Annotated in this window: 20 protein-coding genes and 3 tRNA genes; 9 read left to right on the top strand and 14 right to left on the bottom strand. The window is 56.7% G+C overall.

What is annotated here, in order from left to right; translation table 11 throughout:
- Positions 1–44: 44 nt before the first annotated feature.
- Genes amiB through nnr form a run of 3 tightly spaced genes read right to left on the bottom strand, consistent with a single transcriptional unit; the run spans position 45 to position 3,702 of the window.
- Positions 45–1,712, bottom strand: coding sequence for an N-acetylmuramoyl-L-alanine amidase AmiB (gene amiB, locus AC6I8I_RS17560; RefSeq protein ID WP_497828152.1), 1,668 nt, complete (start codon positions 1,710–1,712; stop codon positions 45–47).
- The gene (gene tsaE / locus AC6I8I_RS17565; protein WP_497828153.1) at positions 1,709–2,185 is read right to left on the bottom strand and encodes a tRNA (adenosine(37)-N6)-threonylcarbamoyltransferase complex ATPase subunit type 1 TsaE; all 477 of its coding nucleotides are present in this window, start codon (positions 2,183–2,185) and stop codon (positions 1,709–1,711) included. Before tsaE ends, amiB begins: the two co-directional genes overlap by 4 nt.
- The gene (gene nnr, locus AC6I8I_RS17570; RefSeq protein ID WP_497828154.1) at positions 2,182–3,702 is read right to left on the bottom strand and encodes a bifunctional ADP-dependent NAD(P)H-hydrate dehydratase/NAD(P)H-hydrate epimerase; all 1,521 of its coding nucleotides are present in this window, start codon (positions 3,700–3,702) and stop codon (positions 2,182–2,184) included. The genes tsaE and nnr overlap by 4 nt, the downstream gene beginning before the upstream one ends.
- On the opposite strand from nnr, the gene queG reads away from it, so the two are divergent.
- Positions 3,701–4,840, top strand: a complete 1,140-nt coding sequence (queG, locus tag AC6I8I_RS17575) for a tRNA epoxyqueuosine(34) reductase QueG (RefSeq protein ID WP_497828155.1) — start codon at positions 3,701–3,703, stop codon at positions 4,838–4,840. The two genes, nnr and queG, sit on opposite strands and share 2 nt — an antisense overlap.
- A 348-nt stretch (positions 4,841–5,188) precedes the next feature.
- On the opposite strand, the gene AC6I8I_RS17580 is transcribed toward queG, so the two are convergent.
- From AC6I8I_RS17580 to orn, 4 genes are all read right to left on the bottom strand, one after another.
- Positions 5,189–5,264 (bottom strand) — tRNA-Gly (locus tag AC6I8I_RS17580).
- Between the two features lie 24 nt (positions 5,265–5,288).
- Positions 5,289–5,364: transfer RNA gene (locus AC6I8I_RS17585), tRNA-Gly, on the bottom strand.
- 24 nt (positions 5,365–5,388) lie between these two features.
- A tRNA-Gly gene (locus AC6I8I_RS17590) sits at positions 5,389–5,464 on the bottom strand.
- 154 nt (positions 5,465–5,618) lie between these two features.
- A complete protein-coding gene (orn, locus tag AC6I8I_RS17595) occupies positions 5,619–6,167 on the bottom strand; it encodes an oligoribonuclease (protein ID WP_312053330.1) in 549 nt (182 codons plus the stop codon).
- A gap of 101 nt (positions 6,168–6,268) precedes the next feature.
- On the opposite strand from orn, the gene rsgA reads away from it, so the two are divergent.
- The 3 genes from rsgA (at position 6,269) to mscM (ending at position 11,776) form a co-directional block, all read left to right on the top strand.
- Positions 6,269–7,318, top strand: a complete 1,050-nt coding sequence (gene rsgA, locus AC6I8I_RS17600; protein ID WP_497828156.1) for a small ribosomal subunit biogenesis GTPase RsgA — start codon at positions 6,269–6,271, stop codon at positions 7,316–7,318.
- 211 nt (positions 7,319–7,529) lie between these two features.
- On the top strand, positions 7,530–8,429 hold the full coding sequence (asd, locus tag AC6I8I_RS17605; protein WP_031375108.1) for an archaetidylserine decarboxylase: 900 nt from the start codon (positions 7,530–7,532) through the stop codon (positions 8,427–8,429).
- 14 nt (positions 8,430–8,443) lie between these two features.
- The gene (gene mscM / locus AC6I8I_RS17610; RefSeq protein ID WP_312053333.1) at positions 8,444–11,776 is read left to right on the top strand and encodes a miniconductance mechanosensitive channel MscM; all 3,333 of its coding nucleotides are present in this window, start codon (positions 8,444–8,446) and stop codon (positions 11,774–11,776) included.
- A gap of 46 nt (positions 11,777–11,822) precedes the next feature.
- Here the strand turns inward: mscM and mdh are convergent, their stop codons facing one another.
- Entirely contained in the window at positions 11,823–12,761 is a 939-nt protein-coding gene (mdh, locus tag AC6I8I_RS17615; protein ID WP_312053335.1) for a malate dehydrogenase, read from the bottom strand.
- A 431-nt stretch (positions 12,762–13,192) separates the two neighbouring features.
- Here mdh and argR point away from each other — a divergent pair, with 431 nt between their 5' ends.
- The 4 genes from argR to yhcN (AC6I8I_RS17635) all read left to right on the top strand — a co-directional run bounded on the left by argR (position 13,193) and on the right by yhcN (AC6I8I_RS17635) (position 15,147).
- Complete coding sequence (gene argR / locus AC6I8I_RS17620) at positions 13,193–13,663, top strand: transcriptional regulator ArgR (RefSeq protein WP_031375110.1); 471 nt, start codon at positions 13,193–13,195, stop codon at positions 13,661–13,663.
- A 489-nt stretch (positions 13,664–14,152) separates the two neighbouring features.
- Entirely contained in the window at positions 14,153–14,416 is a 264-nt protein-coding gene (yhcN, locus tag AC6I8I_RS17625; protein ID WP_031375112.1) for a peroxide/acid stress response protein YhcN, read from the top strand.
- Between the two features lie 94 nt (positions 14,417–14,510).
- Positions 14,511–14,783 (top strand): YdgH/BhsA/McbA-like domain containing protein, encoded by a 273-nt coding sequence (locus AC6I8I_RS17630; protein ID WP_312053337.1) that lies wholly within the window; start codon positions 14,511–14,513, stop codon positions 14,781–14,783.
- Between the two features lie 100 nt (positions 14,784–14,883).
- Positions 14,884–15,147 (top strand): peroxide/acid stress response protein YhcN, encoded by a 264-nt coding sequence (gene yhcN / locus AC6I8I_RS17635; RefSeq protein WP_312053339.1) that lies wholly within the window; start codon positions 14,884–14,886, stop codon positions 15,145–15,147.
- Between the two features lie 53 nt (positions 15,148–15,200).
- On the opposite strand, the gene AC6I8I_RS17640 is transcribed toward yhcN (AC6I8I_RS17635), so the two are convergent.
- From AC6I8I_RS17640 to aaeX, 5 genes are all read right to left on the bottom strand, one after another.
- On the bottom strand, positions 15,201–15,470 hold the full coding sequence (locus AC6I8I_RS17640) for a barstar family protein (protein ID WP_312053341.1): 270 nt from the start codon (positions 15,468–15,470) through the stop codon (positions 15,201–15,203).
- 55 nt (positions 15,471–15,525) lie between these two features.
- Positions 15,526–16,977: an NAD-dependent succinate-semialdehyde dehydrogenase gene (locus AC6I8I_RS17645; protein ID WP_497828157.1), complete on the bottom strand. Its 1,452-nt coding sequence runs from the start codon at positions 16,975–16,977 to the stop codon at positions 15,526–15,528.
- A gap of 112 nt (positions 16,978–17,089) precedes the next feature.
- A complete protein-coding gene (gene aaeB / locus AC6I8I_RS17650; protein WP_312053344.1) occupies positions 17,090–19,042 on the bottom strand; it encodes a p-hydroxybenzoic acid efflux pump subunit AaeB in 1,953 nt (650 codons plus the stop codon).
- A gap of 9 nt (positions 19,043–19,051) precedes the next feature.
- Positions 19,052–19,984: a p-hydroxybenzoic acid efflux pump subunit AaeA gene (gene aaeA, locus AC6I8I_RS17655; protein WP_312053346.1), complete on the bottom strand. Its 933-nt coding sequence runs from the start codon at positions 19,982–19,984 to the stop codon at positions 19,052–19,054.
- A 7-nt stretch (positions 19,985–19,991) separates the two neighbouring features.
- Complete coding sequence (gene aaeX / locus AC6I8I_RS17660; RefSeq protein ID WP_031375118.1) at positions 19,992–20,195, bottom strand: p-hydroxybenzoic acid efflux pump operon protein AaeX; 204 nt, start codon at positions 20,193–20,195, stop codon at positions 19,992–19,994.
- A gap of 232 nt (positions 20,196–20,427) precedes the next feature.
- Between aaeX and aaeR the strand changes: the two genes are divergently transcribed.
- The gene (gene aaeR / locus AC6I8I_RS17665; RefSeq protein ID WP_031375119.1) at positions 20,428–21,345 is read left to right on the top strand and encodes an HTH-type transcriptional activator AaeR; all 918 of its coding nucleotides are present in this window, start codon (positions 20,428–20,430) and stop codon (positions 21,343–21,345) included.
- Between the two features lie 33 nt (positions 21,346–21,378).
- Here the strand turns inward: aaeR and tldD are convergent, their stop codons facing one another.
- The gene (gene tldD, locus AC6I8I_RS17670) at positions 21,379–22,824 is read right to left on the bottom strand and encodes a metalloprotease TldD (protein ID WP_312053349.1); all 1,446 of its coding nucleotides are present in this window, start codon (positions 22,822–22,824) and stop codon (positions 21,379–21,381) included.
- Positions 22,825–22,887: the final 63 nt, after the last annotated feature.

Here is a 22,887-nt window from a genome sequence, read left to right on the forward strand (position 1 = left end):
ATATCCTTTTAGCTGATAGCCCGGCGCAGTGGCCGGGCGAACATTCAGGATGCAGGAATTTTAAGGTTCTGCCCCAACATCACGTTGGTCGACTTCAGATTATTGGTCTGCATTATCGCTTTCGGACTGACGCCGTAGTGGGCGGCAATACCGGTCAGCGAGTCGCCGCGCACCACTTTATGCCGGACTATGCCGCCGCGCGTGGAGGCTCGGTTGGTCCGGCTGGCGGCAGCGCTGGCCGGCACTTTCAGGCGCTGTCCAACCCACACCACATCTCGCTTCAGCGTATTCATCTCGCGCAGGGTGGCCATGCTAACGCCGTACTTCGCGGCGATGCCCGACAGCGTCTCGCCGCGCGTCACCGTATGACGCTGAATAGCACCGGTATACTGCGTCACGCCGGTCGCCGGATTGCTGGCGACGCTAACCGCTGGCGACGAGTCCAGCGGCCGGTTTTCCTCCTTTGGGATGGATTGCAGCGGGTGCGCCAGGAAATAAGTGCGCAGACCTTTATAGATCGACTGCGCAATCTTATCCTGGTGTGCGCTACTGCCCAGCAGTCGCTCCTCCGAGGAATTACTGATAAAGCCGGTTTCCACCAACAGCGAAGGAATATCCGGCGAACGCAGCACGCCAAGGCTGGCATGCTCTGGTAAGCGTTTATGCAGCGAGGTGACGCCGCGTAATTGCTGTAATACCCGCTGGGCAATGTCATAACCGACGCGCTGTGAATGACCAAACTGCAGGTCGAGCACCGCCTGGCTGAGATAAGGGTCCGCCTGACTGTTCGCCAGCAGATCGCCTGCGCCGCCCAGTAGTTCAGACTGCTTCTCTTTCTGCTCCAGCCAGTTTGCCATCTCACTGTTGGCACGACGGTTTGACAACACCCAGACCGACGCACCGGTCGCCGCATGGCTTGGCGCGGCATCGGCGTGAATAGAAACCAGCACGTTGGCGTTGGCTTTACGCGCCACGTCAGAACGGCCCATCACCGAAATAAAATAGTCGCCATCACGGGTTAGTACGCCTTTAAACATCGGATCGTTGTTCAGCAACACACGCAGCTTACGGGCGATAGCGATGGTGACATTCTTCTCTTTCAGTCCGCGCTGTCCGATAGCGCCGGGGTCCTGACCGCCGTGTCCGGCATCAATCGCCACAATCACCGTGTCGTTGCGGCTGACTGTGCTGCCCGGACGTACCGTGCTGGCTGTGCTGGTGACGGCGGTAACCGGATTGGCATTAAACGGGTTAGCGGCGGCGCTCTGAACCGGGGCGCGGACCGGCGCAGGATCCGGCTTCGGTGCCGGACGGGTTACCGCCGGCCGTGAACCGGTAATGGTAAATACCACGCTGTAGCTGCTGCCGTTACGCTGCGTTACCGCCCGGGTTTTGCCCGGCTGCGTCAGTTCAAACACCAACCGTACGCTCTGTTTATCTTTTGGCGTGCTGGTGCGGATGCGCTTTACAATGTTTTCTCCGCTGAAGTTCAGCGGCAGTCCCTGCACCACACCGCTCTGGCGCACGTCCAGCACCACCCGATCCGGGTTGCGCAGCGGGAAGAAGCCATACACCGGCTGCCCGGCAAAGTTCAGGGTCACCGTGGCCTGGTTATCGCCATTGGCGACTTTGATATCCGACAGGGTGGCCGCGAACAGCGGCGTGCAGACCAGCAGCAGGGTCGCCAGGGCTAATTTCATCCGTGACTTCATGCCGGGTCCCTGTGTTGTGTGAGTGAGATCATCCACTGCTCTGCCTGCGGCGTGTGGGCCGCCAGCTCCGCTTCACGCGCATCATCAACATAGCGCAGGGTTAAGGAGAGATCGGGCGGCGGCAGAAACCCTTCGCCCTGCTGTGGCCATTCGACCAGACAGATGGCGTCACCGCTGAAATAGTCGCGGATACCCATAAATTCCAGCTCTTCCGGGTCGGCCAGTCGATAGAGGTCAAAATGATAAAGTGAGCGCTCACCCAGGGTGTAAGGCTCAACCAGCGTGTAGGTCGGGCTTTTTACGTTGCCCTGATGACCCAGCGCCTGCAGAAAGCCGCGGCTGAAGGTGGTTTTACCCGCCCCCAGATCGCCATAGAGATAAATGACCGCCGCGTTGCCACAGGCACGCGCCAGTTGAGCGCCCAAACCGAGCGTAGCCGCCTCATCGGGCAAAGAAATAACACAGGTCTTCATGCTTCTTGATTCATCTCAGGATTAACAAATTGCCACAGCAGCTCAAGTAAATCTGTTGCCAGCATACGGCGCGTGCCACGTTGTGCGGCCACCGCATCCGCTGCCGCACCGTGCGCGACGCAGCCGGCACAGGCCGCATCAAACAGCCTCAGTTTCTGCCCCATCAGCGAGGCGATAATCCCACTCAGGAGATCGCCCATGCCGCCGGAGGCCATGCCAGCATTGCCTACATCGGCAAACGCCATTTCACCCTGCTCGCTGGCGATCAGTGTTCCGGCACCTTTCAGTACCACCACGCCACCGTAGCGCTGGGCTAAGCTCTGCGCTGCATGTAAGCGGTCACTCTCAACTTCACTGGTCTTGATGTTGAGCAAGCGCGCTGCTTCGCCAGGATGCGGCGTAATGATGCGATTCTGACGTTTCTCTGCACTGATTGCCAGCAGGTTAAGTGCATCCGCATCCCAAAGCATCGGCTTTTCGCTTGCCGCGACCCGTTCCAGCGCCCGCTTGCCCCACTCACGCTGCCCCAGGCCCGGACCAATCGCAATCACATCAGCCCATTCCAGCGCCGCGCTGAGCTGTTCATCGGTCAGCTCATCGACCATGATTTCCGGCCGCGCCGTCAGGATCGGGATAATATTATCTTTGTGAGTAAGTACTCGCACTAGCCCGCTACCGCTGCGTAACGCCGCTTCTGCCGTCATCCGAACCGCGCCGGCGGTACCGGCATCGCCACCCACCACCAGCAGGCGGCCGTGATCGCCTTTGTGCGAGGTCGGCTTACGCGGTCTGAGCCACTGGGTGAGCGCGCTGGCATCATAGCGCGCCATCGGGGCGGTTTCCGCCGCCAGAAAAGCCTGCAGGCCGAGATCGGCATAGAACAGCTCGCCGATATAGTCCCGCGCTTTACCGGTAATCTGGCCCGGCTTAAGCGCCACCACGCTCAGGGTGTGCGTGGCCTGTATTACCTCGCCGGGCGCGCTGCCGGTGCTGGCAACTAGTCCGGACGGCATGTCGATAGCGAGGATCGGCGCAGCATGAGCATTCGCCTGCTGTATCAGGGTGCGGTAAGGTTCGCCCGGCGCGCGATTAATGCCGGTTCCCAGCAGCGCATCAACGATCACCCCGACCTGCTCTGGCCAGGCGGCATCGGCGGCATGAATTTCGCCGCCCGCATCCAGCCAGGCGTCCCGGGCGCGTTGCGCCTCCTCGGGCAGCGGTTTCTCATCGTCACAGGCCAGCAGTGTGACCTGCCGGCCCGCCGCCTGCCCCAGACGAGCCACCACGTAGCCATCGCCGCCGTTATTGCCATGACCACACAGAATCAGCCAGTGTCGGGCGTCAGGCCAGCAGGCGGTAAGGTGTTCATAGGCTGCCTGTCCGGCGCGCAGCATCAGTTCATATAAGGTGATGCCGAGCGCATCAGCACCTTCACGCTCCAGTTGCGCCACGGCCTGCGCAGGCCAGACAGAATATGGTAAACTGCGGCTGTTTTTTTTCGAACCCTGGTCACTCATGTCATACCCTCTCGATCTTCATCAACTCGCACAACAGATTAAACAGTGGGGATTGGATCTCGGCTTTCAGCAGGTCGGCATCACCGATACCGATCTGAGTGCGGAAGAGCCGCGTCTTCAGGCGTGGCTGGACAAGCAATATCATGGCGAGATGGAGTGGATGGCGCGCCACGGTATGATGCGGGCGCGTCCGCATGAACTGCTACCCGGTACGCTGCGCGTCATCAGCGTTCGCATGAACTACCTGCCAGCCAAAGCGGCTTTTGCCAGTACGCTGAAAAATCCCCGACTGGGCTATGTCAGCCGTTATGCCCTCGGTCGTGATTACCACAAAGTATTGCGCAATCGACTGAAAAAGCTCGGAGAAATGATCCAGCAGCATTGCGGTGAGCTTAATTTCCGGCCGTTTGTTGACTCCGCCCCGCTGCTTGAGCGCCCGCTGGCGGCCAAAGCGGGACTGGGCTGGACCGGTAAACACTCTTTGATTCTCAATCGTGAGGCGGGTTCATGGTTTTTCCTCGGCGAGCTGCTGATCGATCTGCCGCTGCCGGTGGATACGCCTCAGCCGGAGCAGTGTGGACGCTGCGTTGCCTGCATGACCATCTGCCCGACCAACGCCATCGTTGAACCCTATGTGGTCGATGCGCGGCGCTGCATCTCCTATCTCACCATCGAACTGGAAGGGGCCATTCCGGAAGAATTTCGTCCGCTGATGGGCAACCGGATTTATGGCTGTGACGATTGTCAGCTGATCTGTCCGTGGAATCGTTACGGGCAGCTCAGCGATGAAAGCGACTTTTCGCCACGCGCCGCCCTGCATGCGCCCGAACTGATCGATTTGTTTCAATGGGATGAAGCGAAGTTTCTGCGCATTACGGAGGGATCGGCGATTCGGCGCATCGGTCATTTACGCTGGCTGCGCAATATTGCTGTGGCGCTGGGTAATGCGCCCTGGTCGCCCGGGATTATTTCGGTGCTGGAACAGCGGCTGGGTAAGAGTGATTTGCTGGATGAGCACATTCAGTGGGCCATCGCCCGGCAGCAGGATAAGCGTCAACAGGTGGTTATCGACGTGCAGCCCGCGCAGCAAAAGCGCCTGGTTCGTGCAGTTGAGAAGGGGTTACCGCGTGATGCATGAGTGTACAGCCAGCCCGCAGAATTGCGTTTTCCACATGCTGTGAATAAAAATAAAAAGCCGTTGTCATTCAACTGCCATAAGGCTGATAACGCAGGTAAATAACAATCTGAAATATTTTCATATTGTTAATTATCAACAAGTTATCGAAAAGTTGTGTTTATTTAATAATGAGTCTATCGCTTCGGTTAACAGATAAAGCTGTGGATAACTCTGTTCAAAAGCATTTTACAGATCGGGGTATATGGCGCAAATGATGGGGTGCAGCGCTGTGGATAACCTTCTGGAAACTATCCTGGCCCGCAACAATTAATAACCTGGTAATTGGCTTGATAGGGTCTGACGTAAAACTGGAGCGGGAAACGAGACTCGAACTCGCGACCCCGACCTTGGCAAGGTCGTGCTCTACCAACTGAGCTATTCCCGCATAGAAGGGCACTGCTAAAAAATCTGGAGCGGGAAACGAGACTCGAACTCGCGACCCCGACCTTGGCAAGGTCGTGCTCTACCAACTGAGCTATTCCCGCAAAGAGGGTACTGCTAATTAAATCTGGAGCGGGAAACGAGACTCGAACTCGCGACCCCGACCTTGGCAAGGTCGTGCTCTACCAACTGAGCTATTCCCGCGCCTTGTACCGTTAATAAATTCTTCACCGGTACGGGGTGCGCATTATACGAGAAATCGTTGCTGCTGCAAGCCTCTGAAAGCAAAATTTTGCGCTTTCAGCGCGATTGCCGATTAAATCAGCAACCTGGTGATTTCCTGCGCACCCATTGTCGATTAAAGCTGCAAAAAGTGCTCGCGGTAGTAAGCCAGCTCCGCCACTGACTCGCGAATGTCATCCAGCGCCTGATGCGAACCGCTCTTTTTGAAGCCGGGCAGGATGTCGGGCTTCCAGCGGCGCGCCAGCTCTTTCAGCGTGCTGACATCCAGATAGCGATAGTGGAAGTAGGCTTCCAGTTCAGGCATATATTTGAACAGAAAACGCCGATCCTGGCCAATGCTGTTGCCGCAAATCGGCGAGGTGTTGGCCGGTACCCACTGTTGCAGGAAGGCAATGGTCGCCAGCTCCGCCGCCCGATCGTCAATCTGGCTCGCCTTCACCCGTTCCACCAGCCCGCTGCTGGTATGGGTGCGGACATTCCAGTCGTCCATCAGGGCCAGTTGTGCATCGGACTGGTGCACCGCCATTACCGGGCCTTCCGCCAGGATGTTTAAATTGGCGTCCGTTACCAGGGTAGCAATCTCAATAATGCGATCGCGCTCCGGATCCAGTCCGGTCATCTCAAGATCAATCCAGATCAGATTCTGTTCATTTCCAGTAGCCATGCTGTTTCCTGCGGTTGCTGTAGTCGTCATTCAGGATGAATAAGGTGTATCATAGACGTTTTGCCCAGCCGGGCGAAATCTGGCTAACGCTGTGAGGGTGAGTGAGCAAAAATAAACTGTCGAAGGGCCAACAACGTCGCGTAAGCGCTAACCACGATCGCCGTCTCAACCAACGCAGAGAGCGTCCGGATGCGGATGATAATCTGTTTGGTGAAACTGCAGATGGGGTCGTTGTCAGTCGTTTTGGCATGCACGCCGATGTCGAGGACAGCGCAGGCGTCGCCCACCGCTGCAATATTCGCCGCACGATCCGCTCGCTGGTAACCGGCGACCGCGTGATGTGGCGTCCGGCGCTGAGCGGCGGCAAAGGCATTGTCGAGGCGGTGCATGAACGCACCAGCGTGTTAACCCGTCCCGATTTTTATGACGGCGTGAAACCGATCGCCGCCAATATCGATCAGATCATTATCGTGTCGGCGATCCTGCCGGAACTGTCACTTAACATCATTGACCGCTATCTGGTCGCCAGCGAAACGCTGGATATCGAACCGTTGCTGGTGCTGAACAAAACCGATCTGCTGGATGACAAGGCACGCGCTTTTGTTGATCAACAGATGGATATTTATCGCGAGATTGGTTATCGGGTGGTGATGGTGTCCAGCCGGGCGAAAAACGGCCTTGATGAGCTGGAAGCGGCGTTAACTGACCGCGTCAGCATCTTCGCCGGCCAGTCGGGCGTCGGCAAATCCAGCCTGCTAAATGCCCTGCTCGGCCTCGATAAAGAGGAGCAGGTCGCCATTCTGACCAATGAAGTGTCGGATGGCTCCGGACTGGGCCAGCACACCACCACCGCCTCGCGCTTGTATCACTTCCCGCACGGCGGCGACGTGATCGATTCGCCTGGGGTGCGGGAGTTCGGTTTATGGCACCTTGAACCGGAACAAATCACCCGTGGATTTGTCGAATTTCGGGCCTACCTCGGCGATTGCAAATTCCGTGACTGTAAGCACGGCAGCGATCCCGGCTGTGCGATCCGTGAAGCGGTAGATCAGGGAAAAATCAACGTTTCCCGTTTCGATAACTATCACCGCATTCTGGAAAGCATGGCGCAGGTAAAAACGCGTAAAAATTTCCCTGACGGCGAGAGTTAACCGGTATAACCGCGTCCTGAGTTCAGATTTCATCCGCCGCGCGGTGCGACCCACAGCAAGGTGTCGCCGGGCTACAGTGCCACGCGCGGATCGGCCTGTGGCCGACGATTCGCCGCGCGCCATAAATCGGCTATAGTCGCCATCTGACCGGGGCGCTGCTACAATCCGCTCCCTTTTTTATCAACGTCATGAAAATAGCCAGGAGGCTAAGGTGTTTGATCGTTTGAAACTCGGCTTGAATCATATTCTCCCGAAGAAATGGCTGACTGAACTCGCCGGTTGGGGCGCCAGTCGCCGCGGTGGTTGGTTGACCAAACTGGTCATTGACATCTTTGTCTGGTTTTACAAAGTCGACATGGCGGAAGCGCGTAAGCCAGACACCGCCAGCTATCGCACCTTTAACGACTTCTTCGTCCGTCCGTTAAAAGACGATGCGCGTCCGGTGGATGCTGACGCCAACCTGATCGCCCTGCCCGCTGATGGCGCAATCAGCCAACTCGGCCACATTGATGGCGACCAGATTTTCCAGGCGAAAGGTCATCACTACACGCTTGAAGCCCTGCTGGCCGGCAATGAGCAGATGGCCGCCCGCTTTGTCGACGGCGAATTCGTCACGACCTATCTGGCGCCGCGCGACTATCACCGGGTGCATATGCCGTGCAACGGCATCCTGCGTGAGATGATTTACGTACCCGGCGATCTCTACTCGGTCAACCCGCTGACCGCGCGCAACATTCCTAACCTGTTTGCCCGTAATGAGCGCGTTATCTGCTATTTCGAAACCGATATCGGACCGATGGTGCAGATTCTGGTCGGAGCCACCATTGTCGGCAGCATCGAGACGGTATGGGCCGGTACCATTACGCCGCCGCGTGAAGGGGTGATTAAGCGCTGGCATTATCCGGCAGCGGATGATGAAGGAGCGGTGGTGCTGCTGAAAGGCCAGGAAATGGGCCGCTTCAAGCTGGGCTCGACCGTCATCAACCTGTTCGCACCTGGCCGGGTTAAACTGGCTGAAAGCCTCGAAGCTGAGAGCAAAACCCGTCTGGGCCAACCGCTGGCGATTGCCCTGCCGGTAGCAACAGACGTTTCCGACGTTATCGTCGACTAAGTTGAGTATCTCCTGTGCGTTCGATTCTCCTCCTGCTGCTGAGCCTGTGGCTCAGCAGCCCGGCCTTTGCGGCCAGCCTGCCTGACGCCAGCCAGCTTAAACAGCAACTGGAAGAGACCAAAGCCGCCAAAAGCTCACCGGCCCAGGCGGAACAAATCCAGTCGATTGAAGCGGCGTTAAACTTCCTCTCTGAACGTGATGACTCGCTGGAGCGCGCCGCGCAATACCAGCAGGTTATCGACGATTTTCCGCGGCTGGCACGCGAGTTACGCCAGCAGATCGCCACGATGGGCGACAGCGCGAAAACCGTGCGCAGCAACATGAGCAGCGCCGAACTGGACCAGGAAATTCTGCAGGTCAGCAGTCAACTGCTGGAAGAGGGTCGCCAGGCGCAGCAGGAGCAGGATCGGGCACGCGAGATCAGCGACTCCCTGTCGCAGTTACCGCAGCAGCAGACCGAAGCGCGCCGTGCCATGACCGAAAGTGAGCGTCGTTTGCAGGGGGCCAGCAACAGCGCCTCGCCGCAGGGCCAGCTGCAACTGGCGGCGCGTCAGGCGGAAAATGCCGCCAATAAAGCCCGGGTCGATGAGCTGGAGCTGGCGCAGCTCTCCGCCAACAACCGTCAGGAACTGGCGCGGATGCGGGCCGAAGTGCACCAGCGTAAGGCTGCCCAGCTGGATAACTATCTGCAGGCACTGCGCAATCAGCTCAACGATCAACGTCAGCGTGAAGCCGAACTGGCGCTGGCGCGTACCGAACAGCTGGCCGAAAACAGTGGTGATTTGCCACCAGCAATCAGCGATCAATTCCGCATTAACCGCGATCTCTCCGTCGCCCTGAATCAGCAGGCGCAGCGGATGGATCTGGTGGCGTCGCAGCAGCGACTGGCGACCAATCAAATTATTCAGGTGCGTCAGGCGCTCTCTACCCTGCGCGAACAGTCACAGTGGCTGGGCGCGTCCAATCTGCTGGGCGAAGCGCTGCGGGCCCAGGTGGCGCGCCTGCCGGAAATGCCAAAGTCGCAGCAGATTGATAATGAGATGGCCCAGCTGCGGGTTCAGCGTCTCTCTTATGAAGATCTGCTGGAGCGCCAGGAGGCGCTACGAAAGGGTCACCAGGCCGATGGTCAGCCCTACACCAGCGAACAGAAGCGCATCCTTGATGCCCAGCTTCGCACCCAGCGCGAACTGCTTAATTCGCTGATCTCCGGTTGCGATACCTTGATCCTGGAGATCACCAAGCTGAAGGTCGGCAATACACAGCTGCAGGATGCGCTGACCGAAGTGAAAGATGCCACCCACCGTTATCTGTTCTGGACCGCCGACGTTAGCCCGATCGGCCTGAGTTACCCGCTCGATCTGGCTAAGGATCTGTCGCGTCTGCTGTCGCTGGATACGCTGGGCCAGCTCGGCAAAGCGATGGCCATGATGTTCACCAGCCGCAGCACCGTACTGCCGATCATTGGCGCCCTGCTGCTGGTCGGCTTTAGTATCAGCTCACGGCGTCACTTCAATGCCTTCCTTGAGCGCTCCGCCAGTAAAGTCGGCAAAGTAACGCAGGATCGCTTCCGGCTCACTATCCGTACCGTTTTCTGGTCGATTCTGGTGGCGCTGCCGCTGCCGGTACTGTGGGGGACGCTGGGTTATGGACTGCAGAACGCCTGGCCCTACCCGATTGCGGTCGCCATTGGTGACGGGATTACCGCGACGCTGCCACTGCTGTGGGCCTTTATGATCAGCGCCGCCTTTGCCCGCCCGAACGGACTGTTTATCGTTCATTTCCGCTGGCCGCAAAACCGCGTGGCGCGTGCCATGCGCTATTACTCCCTGAGTATCGGGCTGATTGTGCCGCTGATCATGCTGTTAATCGCCTTCAGCAATCTGGAAGATCGCCAGTTCTCCTCGTCACTGGGACGTCTCTGCTTCATCCTGATCTGCGGTGCGATCAGCATCGTTACCGTCAGCCTGAAACGCGCCGGTATTCCGCTCTATCTGGATAAAGAGGGCAACGGCGACAACATGGTCAACCGCATGTTGTGGAACCTGATGATCGCCATGCCGCTGATGGCGGCCCTCGCCTCGGCGATCGGTTATCTGGCGACGGCGCAGGCGTTGCTGGCAAGGCTGGAAACTTCGGTAGCTATCTGGTTCCTGCTACTGGTGATCTATCACATCATCCGCCGCTGGATGCTGATTCAGCGGCGTCGTCTCGGCTTTGATCGCGCCCGTCAGCGTCGTGCTGACATGCTGGCTAACCGTGCGCGCAGTGAAGAAGAGAAAGAGCAAGGCGCACAGAATACCGACGCGATTGAAATCGAAGAGCCGGTGATCGATCTGGATGCCATCAGTGCTCAGTCCCTGCGGCTGGTGCGCTCAATCCTGACGCTGATTGCGCTGGTGTCGGTGATCGTACTGTGGTCGGAGATCCACTCCGCGTTCGGCTTCCTGGAGAATATTCAGCTGTGGGATGTCAGCACCTCGGTGCAGGGCGTGGAGTCTATCCAGCCGATTACGCTGGGCTCGGTGCTGATCGCCATTCTGGTGTTTATTATCACCACCCAACTGGTGCGTAATATGCCAGCGCTGCTGGAGCTGGCGCTGTTGCAGCACCTTAACCTGACGCCCGGTACCGGCTACGCCATCACTACCCTGACCAAATATCTGCTGTTGCTGATTGGCGGACTGATTGGCTTCTCGCTGATTGGTATTGAGTGGTCGAAGTTGCAGTGGCTGGTCGCCGCGCTGGGTGTCGGACTGGGTTTTGGTTTGCAGGAAATTTTCGCCAACTTTATTTCGGGTCTGATCATCCTGTTTGAGAAACCGATTCGTATCGGCGATACCGTTACCATTCGCGATCTGACTGGCAGCATTACCCGCATCAATACGCGCGCCACCACCATTACCGACTGGGACCGCAAAGAGATAATTGTGCCGAATAAGGCCTTTATCACCGAGCAGTTTGTTAACTGGTCGCTGTCAGATTCGGTGACGCGCGTGGTGCTGACTATCCCGGCACCGGCGAAGGTGAGCAGTGAAGAGGTGACCACCATCCTGAAGCAGGCGGCTGAACGTTGCAGTTATGTGCTGGATTCGCCGCCGCCGGAAGTGTTCCTGGTCGATTTACAGCAGGGGATCCAGCTGTTCGAACTGCGTGTGCATGCAGCCGAGATGGGACATCGCATGCCGCTGCGTCACGAACTGCATCAGCTGATTCTGAGCGGATTTGAGCAGCACGGCATCGAGATGCCGTTCCCGCCTTTCCAGATGCGAATGGAAACGCTGGGCAAGAAACTGCCGGCCAGCAACGGGACACCGGCCGCACGCGCCTATAAATCAGGCGGCCTGTAAACGACAACGCCCGGCTAAGCCGGGCGTTGTTGGATTCAGGCGGCGATTACTGCTTCACAAACGCTTCGCCCTGCTCGATATCTTTCTTCAGCGTTTCCAGCATGCCGTTCAGCGCCTGCTGTTCGAAAGCGCTCAGGGTGCCAATCGGCTTGCGTTCGGCAATGCCGTTTTTACCCAGCAGCAGCGGCTGTGAAAAGAAACGCGCATATTCGCCGTCCCCTTCTACGTAAGCACACTCCACCACGTTAGCCTCGCCGTTAAGCGCCCGCACCAGCGACAAGCCGAAGCGAGCCGCAGCCTGCCCCATCGACAGCGTCGCAGAACCGCCACCGGCTTTGGCCTCAACCACTTCGGTTCCGGCATTCTGGATGCGTTTGGTGAGGTCAGCTACTTCCTGCTCGCTAAAGCTGACGCCTGAAACCTGCGACAACAGCGGCAGGATGGTCACGCCGGAATGACCGCCGATAACCGGCACCTCAATCTCGCCAGGCTGTTTGCCTTTCAGCGCCGCGACAAAGGTATTGGCACGAATAATATCCAGCGTGGTGACGCCGAACAGACGATTTTTGTCATAGACGCCGTGTTTTTTCAGGACTTCAGCCGCAATCGCCACCGTAGTATTGACCGGATTGGTGATCACACCGATTAACGCTTTGGGCGCGGTGGTCGCCACCTGGTCAATCAGGTTACGCACAATGCCGGCGTTAACGTTGAACAGGTCGGCGCGGTCCATACCGGGTTTGCGTGCCACACCGGCAGAAATCAGTACCACATCGGCACCCTGCAATGCTGGCGTGGCGTCTTCTCCACTAAATCCCTTGATCGCCACCGCAGTCGGAATATGGCTGAGATCGACGGCAACGCCCGGTGTCACCGGCGCGATGTCATACAGTGAAAGTTCTGAACCTGCGGGAAGCTGGGTTTTGAGTAGAAGTGCGAGCGCCTGGCCTATGCCGCCAGCGGCACCGAGTACGGCAACTTTCATTCTTAACTCCTTATTAAGGTGGGGCAGAGAAGAGCCGGAATTCCATCTGTGTCAGACCTTAATCAACTGCTCAGGTGATGACGCGTATCCGTTGTTAATTCTACGTGTTTTCACACGCGATCGCCGGATTCATAAGTTACTTATCATCTTAATACCTGAATGACCGACAACTTTGCCGTCGGCAGACAGAGAACGGCTACGTGCGTTTTCTGTTACTACACCACCAATAATATAACAACTTTGCAACCTTCGCCTTTCGGCGCTGTGACAGGGGTTTTGGTCTGGGACGATTTCTTTGCTATTATCGCCGCCCGCTAGCCGCCCGAACCCTGCTCATCAATCAACCGATTGCATAAAAATGCATTTAAATGCATAATCACCACTCTGCCGCGGGCGGATGTGCGGTTATTCCCTCTATTTATTGGTAACCTATGCGAAACCCATCGAAACAAGACGATCTGATCAAGGCTTTCAAAGCCTTATTAAAAGAAGAAAAATTCAGTTCCCAGGGCGAAATCGTTCAGGCGCTCCAGGATGAAGGCTTCGAGAACATTAACCAGTCAAAAGTTTCTCGTATGCTGACCAAGTTTGGCGCGGTACGCACCCGTAATGCCAAGATGGAGATGGTTTACTGCTTGCCCGCCGAGCTTGGCGTGCCGACTACCACCAGCCCGTTAAAAAATCTGGTGCTCGACATCGATTACAACGATGCGCTGGTCGTGATTCATACCAGCCCAGGCGCCGCGCAGCTGATTGCGCGCCTGCTTGACTCGCTGGGTAAATCAGAAGGCATCCTCGGCACCATCGCTGGCGATGACACTATCTTTATTACCCGCGCGCGCGACTTTACGGTTAAGCAGCTGCACGGGGCGATTCTTAACCTGTTTGAACAGGAACTCTGATAACGAGGCTGTTGATCGGGCCGCGCGCGACCGGTCAACAGCCCTTTCTGCCCGCCCCTGCATCTCTCCCGGCCTTATCCTGTTTTAAATCAAACAGTTAGTCCGCACTTCGACCTAATTTTGTCTTTGAAAATATTGGTCATACCTTTTGGTCTGCTTAACCTTTTGCGGTATTTTACACTGCTTTACATCACTACTCTGGCGTCATTACCCAGATCTAAATCAAAGACCAGTCTGATCGACCAGTGATTTTCGCACAAAAAGATAAATTGGTTTATCTCCCTGTTTTCGCAATAAAAAACGGCGAAAAGGTCATTTTTCCGCCGTTTTTTATAACGTTGAGTTATTAAAAGTAGCCATAAGGATAAAGAATCACAAAAAAACATTATTAGCGGAGTATTAATTTCTTCCGTTATTAGTTCTATACTTCTTTTCGTGATGCAAATCACACCAACTAAAAAGATAAAAATTGACGACGAGGAAAAATATATGAACGTAAAAACGACTATCGCCACCCTGAGCATTCTCTCTGCCCTCTCTTTTGGTGCTGTAGCAGCAGAATCTGTCACAGCCGCACAGGCTCAGGATCTGCAACCGGCGGGTACCATTAGCGTCAGCGGCGTTGCGGGCTCACCGATGGAAATTAATCAGCAGTTGAGCGAAAAAGCCGATCAGCAGGGTGCAAAAGCCTACCGCGTGATTGAGGCGTACAACAACGGTAACTATCACGCTACCGCCCGTCTGTACAACTAAGTTCAGCCCAACCCCATATCGCCAGTAGCCCACTTTTTGATGCGCGGTTATGCGCCTCGGTGGGAAACGGCAACACAGTTCAGGAGAGTTGACCATGAAAACCACATTCGCTATTGCCGTACTCGGTCTGGCTTCGCTGTTCTCAGTGGGAGCCAGCGCAGCCAGCCTGGTTTCTAACCAGCAGGCACAGAGCCAGAATCTGCAGCCGATGAATCAGACTATCAGCGTCAGCGGTCGTGACGGCGATCAGACCAATATCCGTCAGGTTCTGTCAGAGAAAGCGGATGCGCAGGGCGCCAGCCACTATCGCATCATCGAAAACAACCAGGATGACACCTATCACGTCACCGCTGAGCTGTATAAATAATTAACCGTTATGACGCCGTGAAAGGCGCCTGAGAGAACAGAGTCGACGACCCGCTTCTTCTTTTCACCGCAGGTTGTTGAACGTATTGAGGAGACGAAAAATGAAAATCAAAACAACCATCGCTACAGTCAGCCTGCTTTCCGTTATGGCGTTCGGCGCATCTGCCGCCCAGCTGGTAACCGGCGAGCAAGCGCAGACTCTGCAGCCTGCGGGCACCGTAACCATCAGCGGTACAGCGGGAGCCCCGATGGATTATCGCGCTGAGCTGTCTCAGAAAGCCGATGAACAGGGTGCCAGCGCTTATAAAGTGATTGAAGCGCGCACCGGTGATAACTATCACTTCACCGCTCAGCTGTATAAATAATTCCTCGTCAGATTCATGACGAACCCTTTGGCCCCGCTCGCCGGGGCCCTTTTTCATCTGACGTTAAAATGCAGCTGGCCTTCCAGCTCCTCTTCCGCTTCATCAAACAGCAGAATCAGCGCGCCATAACGTCGTCGCTGCCCTTTCCCCAGGTTCACAAACTCTATTTCCAGCGGCATCGGCAATGATTCGCCGGTGACCACATCCCATAATCCATCCAGGTCGCAGATCCGCCGCTCCTCCAGCGAAAAACGCTCGCTGAACTGGCGAAAGAAGTGGGCCTGATCGACGATCTCATTGAAATCAAAACGCTCGGTTTTCATGCTGACGGCTCCCATGCTCCGTCTGCGGGCGACCCGCGCCGCCCGTTCATATCCGCTAGCCCAAACCGCCGAGGTGCAGCGCTTTGACCTCCAGATACTCTTCCATGCCCAGCACTGAACCTTCGCGGCCCAGGCCAGACTCTTTCACGCCACCAAACGGCGCCAGTTCGGTCGATACCGCGCATTCGTTAATGCCGATCATGCCGCTTTCCAGCGCGGCAGAGACGCGGAATACCCGCTGCAGGTTCTGGGTGTAGAAGTAGGCGGCCAGACCGAACGGCGTATCGTTGGCACGGCGAATCACCTCATCTTCGTCATCGAAACGAAAGCAGGCCGCGACCGGACCAAAAGTCTCTTCCTGCGCCAGCTGCATCCCTTCGTGCGCCTCGGTAATGACCGTCGGTTGCCAGAAATTGCCGCCCAGCGCGTGGCGTTCACCGCCGGCCAGCAGTTTGCCGCCTTTGGCGACCGCGTCCTTCACGTGCTGCTCCACTTTTTCCAGCGCAGAGGCTTCAATCAGCGGCCCGACAATCACCCCTTCCTCCATGCCGTTGCCCACTTTCAGCTTGTTCACTTCCTCTGCCAGCTGGCGGGTAAAACGGTCATAGATGGCGTTATGAATGTAGAAGCGGTTAACGCTGACGCAGACCTGGCCTGCATTACGGAATTTGTTGGCGATAGCCCCCTGCACCGCCGCATCGATATCCGCATCCTCGAATACGATATAAGGCGCATTACCGCCCAGCTCCATTGAGACCTTTTTCATGGTTTCTGCCGCATTGCGCATCAGCAGCTTGCCGACCTCTGTCGAGCCGGTGAACGAGATTTTACGCACCGCTTTGCTGGCCATGATGGCGTCACTGATGGCATGCGTATCACCTGCCACCGCGTTGAGCACGCCATCCGGCACGCCCGCCTGTTTCGCCAGCGCCAGCAGCGCGAAGGCCGAGAGTGGCGTGTTGTTCGCCGGTTTAATGATGCCGGTACAGCCAGCGGCCAGCGCCGGCCCCAGTTTGCGGGTCAGCATCGCCATCGGGAAATTCCACGGCGTGATGGCGGCGACGACGCCAATCGGTTCACGCGTTGCCAGAATGCGGGAACCCGGTTTGGCTGGTGGAATAATTTCGCCGTTGGCGCGTTTTGCCTGTTCGGCAAACCACTGGATAAAGCTGGCGGCATACTCGACTTCGCCTTCCGCCTCTTTCAGCGGTTTACCCTGCTCGGCAGTCATCAGCTGGCCCAGCCAGCGTTTGTTTTCAATCATCAGCTGATACCAGCGATAAAGGATTTCAGCGCGCGCTTTGGCCGTCCGGGCACGCCAGGCGGGGAAGGCCCGCTCGGCGGCGGCTATCGCCTGTTCGGTTTCTGCTTTGCCCGCTTTAGCGACCTGCGCGATCACCTCGCCGGTGGCGGGATTGGTGACGTCAAACGTGGTGGAGGTGCGATGCCATTGACCATCGGCTAAATAGCCAGTCTGGAATAGTTCGCTTGATTGCAGTGATGTCATTGATTCGCTCCTGTCATTTTACCCTTCCGTCCGAAGAGTATAGTTGGCAAAAGCGACAGGTTTTGTGACGGGATGGCATTGCGCAGGCCGCTGCGGGTGACAGCGGCCGGTTTCAGATTTGGATGAGGGTGTTCTGATACTTGTTCAGCATGGTCGCCAGCCGTTTTACCGGTTCGGTGACGCTAATCGGCGCATCGTAGTGCAGCAGTTTTTCCTGATACACCTCCAGCTCCTGCAATAGCTGCTCAAAGTAGTGGCGGCGCTTGTCGTCGCTGCTGGCGGAGATCACCCGATCGGCGGTGTAGCGCAGTTGCCGGTGGTAGGCTGACAAATCATCATTCACCGGTATTTCCGCATTGCGTAACCGCTGATGTCCAATGATCAGCGTCAGCGCGATACGGTATTTGTCGATATCGCCAGGGAACAGATTCAGCAGCAGAAACAGTTGCTGGTAGAGCGCCGGCAGATGGTTTTCACGGCGGCGCGCCTGATTGGTGGTCATTGCCGACACCGCGGCATACATAAAGCGGTTAAGCAGTTTACGGCCGGTACGCGCTTTAGATTTATCGCGGATCAGCAGGATCACCATCATTGCCACGAAGCAGCCAATCACCTGGCCGAGCACGTTGTCGAGAAAGACGTTAAATTCGAACTTCATCGGATTATCCAGCACCAGCACGTTAATGGTGCCGATTAACGCCCCCAGGGTGCCCAGCTGTCGTCGCTGAATGAAGATCCCGCCAATAAAGCCCAGCAGGCCGATAGCAATACAGAGCAGCAGCGCGCTCTGCTGGGTGTTGGGCAGCACATAGATAAAGTAGAGCGCGCCGAGCGGCACCGCCACCGTCATGCCGTAGAGGAAATCTTTCGCCATCATCAGCGGATTCGGCATGCGCATCGCCAGGGCGGTAATCACTGCCAGCATCACCATGCAGCCGCTGCCGGACGTCCAGCCGGTATACAACCAGAACAGCGACCCCAGCGCGGTGGCCACAAAGGTGCGGATGCCGTTGATCATCGCATGATGGGTCTCAGCCGATCGCGCCTGAATCAGCACCTCGCGCTGCAGGATCTCCTCCTCCAGCGGGGTGATACGGCTGTTACTTTTAATGCCGTTGCGCAGCAACAGATATTCGGTCGCCGCACCGACCCAGCTCACCAGCGTAACCGGCGTGGTTTTGCCGCTGGCGCCAATCACCCGTCGCATCACCTTCATCCGCTTATGAACCTCATCAGCGGTTGTCGCCTCTTTTTCAACCAGCAAACGGTACTGCGGCGGAATGTAGTCAGGTCGTGAATTCTGGATCAGAAAGGTTTCTGCCGCCTGAGTAATCAGGGTCAGAGAGAGGGTGTTGAGCATCTGCAAACGACGGTTGCTGTTCTGCCAGCGCGAAGATTCCATCATCAGCTGGCTGCGCATACTGTTTAACGCCGTGGTACGCCGCACCAGCGCGCTCCAGGCTTTATCAACTTCCTCTTTATCGCCGTGCGCCACGCACAGCTGCAGCAGCTGATAATGCGCCACCAGCAGGGAATCCACTTCAGCGTCGATCACTTTTTTAATCGAGCGCGGCGAGAAGATCATATCCGCCAGAATGGCGCACAGAATCCCGAGCACGATTTCACTGCAACGCTCTACCGCGTACTGCGGTGCCAGCGTCAGGCCACCACTGGCGTCCGCGGTGACCACAATAATCAGCGCGGTGTAGCCCGCCAGCCCGAGCGCGTAGGAGTTTTCAACTTTAATCAGCGAAGAGAGCCAGACGCAAAGCCCGGCCCAGATACAGCACAGTAGCAGCATCACCACCGGCGCACGCACCGTGGCAATCATGATGGTCAGCGCGGCGATACAGCCGATGAAGGTGCCGATAATACGCAGAATGCCGCGATAACGCAGTGCGCCTGAATAGGGATCGCCACCGGCGGCGAAGGCGGTACCGCCGGCCACAATGCCCGCGGTCATCACCGCCCAGCGAGGCGTTTCAAGATTAAGGTGAAAGCCAATCATCAGCGCTGCAACCAGCGCGAAGGTCAGCTTCACCGGGAAACGCAAAAACTCGATCATATCGCCCTCTTAACCAAACTCACGCAGGCGATTGAACAGTCGGGTCATCGGCGAAACCTGTTCCGGCTGGCGATCGGCCTGGCCGGTGATCACCACCGTTGCCGTGGTGCCTGCCGGGAAGCGGTTGCCTGGCTGTTGATCAAGACGAATACGCACCGGCACACGCTGCGCCAGACGGACCCACTCCAGATTAGAGTCGATGGTTGCCATCCCTTTGCTGTCGACCGAACTGCTGCTGTTGGTAACGCCGGCAGCCACGCTGTCCACCGTACCGCGCAGCACTACATTACTGCCCAGCGGCGTCACTTCCGCGCGGAAACCCCGTTCAACGCCGTGTAGTTTGGTCTCTTCCAGGTAGGCCAGCACGTAGAAGGAGTGCTGCTGAACCAGCGCCACCGCCACCGAGCCGCGGGTGATGAACTCCCCTTCGTAGACATTCAGGTTGGTCACCCAGCCATCGGACGGCGCTTTCACGGTGGTGCGTTCCAGATCGATCTTCGCCAGATCGCGGGTCGCCACCGATTTCGCCAGCTGATGTTCGCTGGTTTGCAGATCGTTGTTCGCCTGGTCGATCGCTTCGCGTGACATGGCGGAGGTGCCCAGCTGGTTACGACGTCCCGCTTCACGGCGTTTCTCGCTGACCAGCGCCTGATAATATTCGACGTCTGCCTGTGCCTGATCCAGCGCTTTCTGGTAGCGCGGCCGATCGACCACAAACAGGGTATCGCCCTTCTTCACCAGCTGATTATCGTGAATCGGAACATCGGTAATCAGACCGGTGACATCGGGTGAGATAGCGACGACGTCGGCAGCGAATTTTGCGTCACGGGTCCAGGGCGATTCGGTATAAAACACCCAGGCACGGAAAATAATCACCACAGCAATGATGACCAGCAGGATCGTAATCGCGTAACGCGCGATTTTTCTTATGAGTGCTTTCACTTAAACCTCAGACAAATAAACGGGATACAAGGTAAAACACACAGCAGTAAAGCGCTGTATTAAAAAGTGCCGGATGCCAGACAAGATCATAAATACCGCTCGGCGTCAGCACGCGTTTCACTAACCAGAACAGCATTAGCGAGATAATTAATTCGATGAAAACGGGCGGAAAAGAGAGCCCAAACATGACAAATACCGGAAGCACACTCATCAGAAATCCTTAGTTCGACCTTGCCGGGAGACTCCTTTGCCTCGTCAGATGTCGCAGGAAAACCCACTGGCTGCTCTATCCGAACCCCAGCTGGCTTAATAATAGCGTATCATCGAAGGGCATCAGGCAATGAAGAATCACCGGGAGATACCCCGGCGCGCTTATAGTAACGCGCCTGACTATAAGTTTTCTACAGAATGTGATCTAAATCACTTTTAAGCCAGAGTAAATAATGGAACGACTGAAGGGCATGTCCATTTTCGCCAAAGTGGTTGAACTGGGTTCATTTACCGCTGCCGCGCGCCAGCTTCATCTGAGCGTCTCATCCATCAGCCAGATCGTGGCAAAACTGGAAGATGAGCTACAGGTCAAACTGCTTAATCGCAGCACCCGCAGCATCGGACTGACCGAAGCGGGCAAAATTTATTATCAGGGCTGTCGTCGCATGCTGGCCGAAGCCACTCAGGTGCACGAACAGCTTTATGCCTTTAACAACACCCCGATTGGCGTGCTGCGTATTGGCAGCTCTTCGACCATGGCGCAGAACGTGCTGGCCGGCATGACCAGCGATATGCTGCGTGAGTATCCGGGACTGAGCGTTAATCTGGTCACCGGCATTCCGGCCCCGGACCTGATCGCCGATGGACTGGATCTGGTGATTCGGGTCGGGGCGTTAAAAGATTCCAGCTTGTTTTCGCGTCGCCTTGGGGCGATGCCGATGGTGGTGTGCGCAGCCAAAAGTTATCTGGCACAGCACGGCACGCCGGAAAAACCGGGAGATATCGATAATTTCGCCTGGCTGGAATACAGCGTACGTCCCGATAATAACTTTGAGCTGATTGCGCCAGAAGGTCTGGTAACGCGACTGGCACCGCAGGGGCGCTTTGTCACCAATGATTCCCTGACCCTGATTCGCTGGCTGAAGGCGGGTAACGGCATCGCTTATGTGCCGATGATGTGGGTGATTGATGAGATCAACGCCGGTGAGATCGATATTCTGTTTCCGCAGTATCAATCCGAGCCCCGTCCGGTCTATGCGCTTTATACCGAAAAGGATAAGCTGCCGCTTAAGGTGCAGGTCTGTATCGACTATCTGACCGGCTATTTCCAGCAGGTGGCGGAACAGTATCAACAGCAGCGTAAAAGCTAACAACCCGCCTGGCGGCGGGTTGTTAACAGACTATCAGGCGGTGCCGCCAATCGTCAGTTTATCCAGCTTCAGAGTAGGCTGACCGACGCCAACCGGCACGCTCTGGCCTTCCTTGCCGCAAACGCCAACGCCTTTATCCAGCGCCAGATCATTCCCTACCATTGAGATCTGCTGCATCGCTTCAATGCCGGAACCAATCAGCGTCGCCCCTTTCACCGGTTTGGTGATTTTGCCGTTCTCAATCAGATAGGCTTCTGAGGTTGAGAAGACAAATTTGCCTGAAGTGATGTCCACCTGGCCGCCACCAAAGTTGGGCGCATACAGGCCATATTCCACGCTTTCAATGATCTCCTGCGGCGTCGACTTACCGGCCAGCATGTAGGTGTTGGTCATGCGCGGCATCGGCAGGTGGGCATAAGATTCACGACGACCGTTACCGGTAGGACTGACGCCCATCAGGCGCGCATTGAGTTTATCCTGCATATAGCCTTTAAGTACGCCGTTCTCAATCAGCATATTGTACTGACCCGGCACGCCTTCATCATCGACCGCCAGTGAACCGCGCAGCCCTTCAAGGGTGCCGTCATCGACCACGGTGCAGAGTTCTGATGCCACCAGCTGACCCATCTTGCCGCTGAATACCGAGGTGCCACGACGGTTGAAGTCGCCTTCCAGTCCGTGTCCGACGGCTTCATGCAGCAATACGCCCGGCCAGCCTGCGCCCAGCACCACCGGCAGCGTACCGGCAGGTGCCGCCACGGCAGAGAGGTTAACCAGCGCCATCCGCACCGCTTCACGCGCCCAGGCGTCAGCGCGCACATCGCCGTTTTCATCGGCGAGGAAAAATTCATAACCGGTACGCGCACCGCCGCCGCTTGAGCCGCGTTCACGTTTACCCTGATCTTCAACCTGCACACTGATTGAGAGACGCACCAGCGGACGCACATCGGCCGCCAGCGTGCCGTCCGTCGCGGCGACCAGCACCTGCTCGTATACACCGCTCAGGCTGGCGTTGACCTCCTGCACGCGCGGGTCGGCAGCACGAGCCACCTGATCGACACGGTGCAGCAGGGCAATTTTATCTTCACGCGTCAGGCTGCTAAGCGGATCAACCGGGGAATAGAGCGAGCGGTTCATCACTGCGGAAAGGGTATGCGCCTTACCGTTGCCCTGTTCACGTACGATGCTGCGCGCCGCTTCCGATGAGAGGCGCAGCGCATTCAGGGTGATCTGATCGGCATAGGCGAAGCCGGTTTTCTCACCGCTGACGGCGCGCACGCCGACGCCCTGGTCAATATGGTAAGAGCCATCTTTAATAATTTTGTCTTCCAGCACCCAGGATTCGTGGAAACTGGACTGAAAATAGAGATCGGCATAATCCAGACGACGTTCTGAAAGCTGCCCTAACAGGGAAAAAAGGTCCTGCTGATTAATGCCGTTAGCAGTCAGTAACTGCTCACTTACCAGGTTCAGAGTCATCGTTTCTCACTCATTATGTGCTCGGATAATCATAGCCTGCGGTAATTCCGGTACCGCGTCAAA

The sequence above is a fragment of the Pantoea sp. X-Soil-YNGN-775 genome (assembly GCF_059730575.1).

What these genes read in the sequence shown, in the direction of transcription:
- amiB (WP_497828152.1), bottom strand. Translation starts at nt 1,712, where the DNA reads ATGAAGTCACGGATGAAATTAGCCCTGGCGACCCTGCTGCTGGTCTGC.
- tsaE (WP_497828153.1), bottom strand. Translation starts at nt 2,185, where the DNA reads ATGAAGACCTGTGTTATTTCTTTGCCCGATGAGGCGGCTACGCTCGGT.
- queG (WP_497828155.1), top strand. Translation starts at nt 3,701, where the DNA reads ATGTCATACCCTCTCGATCTTCATCAACTCGCACAACAGATTAAACAG.
- nnr (WP_497828154.1), bottom strand. Translation starts at nt 3,702, where the DNA reads ATGAGTGACCAGGGTTCGAAAAAAAACAGCCGCAGTTTACCATATTCT.
- orn (WP_312053330.1), bottom strand. Translation starts at nt 6,167, where the DNA reads ATGGCTACTGGAAATGAACAGAATCTGATCTGGATTGATCTTGAGATG.
- mdh (WP_312053335.1), bottom strand. Translation starts at nt 12,761, where the DNA reads ATGAAAGTTGCCGTACTCGGTGCCGCTGGCGGCATAGGCCAGGCGCTC.
- argR (WP_031375110.1), top strand. Translation starts at nt 13,193, where the DNA reads ATGCGAAACCCATCGAAACAAGACGATCTGATCAAGGCTTTCAAAGCC.
- yhcN (WP_031375112.1), top strand. Translation starts at nt 14,153, where the DNA reads ATGAACGTAAAAACGACTATCGCCACCCTGAGCATTCTCTCTGCCCTC.
- AC6I8I_RS17630 (WP_312053337.1), top strand. Translation starts at nt 14,511, where the DNA reads ATGAAAACCACATTCGCTATTGCCGTACTCGGTCTGGCTTCGCTGTTC.
- yhcN (WP_312053339.1), top strand. Translation starts at nt 14,884, where the DNA reads ATGAAAATCAAAACAACCATCGCTACAGTCAGCCTGCTTTCCGTTATG.
- AC6I8I_RS17640 (WP_312053341.1), bottom strand. Translation starts at nt 15,470, where the DNA reads ATGAAAACCGAGCGTTTTGATTTCAATGAGATCGTCGATCAGGCCCAC.
- AC6I8I_RS17645 (WP_497828157.1), bottom strand. Translation starts at nt 16,977, where the DNA reads ATGACATCACTGCAATCAAGCGAACTATTCCAGACTGGCTATTTAGCC.
- aaeB (WP_312053344.1), bottom strand. Translation starts at nt 19,042, where the DNA reads ATGATCGAGTTTTTGCGTTTCCCGGTGAAGCTGACCTTCGCGCTGGTT.
- aaeX (WP_031375118.1), bottom strand. Translation starts at nt 20,195, where the DNA reads ATGAGTGTGCTTCCGGTATTTGTCATGTTTGGGCTCTCTTTTCCGCCC.
- aaeR (WP_031375119.1), top strand. Translation starts at nt 20,428, where the DNA reads ATGGAACGACTGAAGGGCATGTCCATTTTCGCCAAAGTGGTTGAACTG.
- tldD (WP_312053349.1), bottom strand. Translation starts at nt 22,824, where the DNA reads ATGACTCTGAACCTGGTAAGTGAGCAGTTACTGACTGCTAACGGCATT.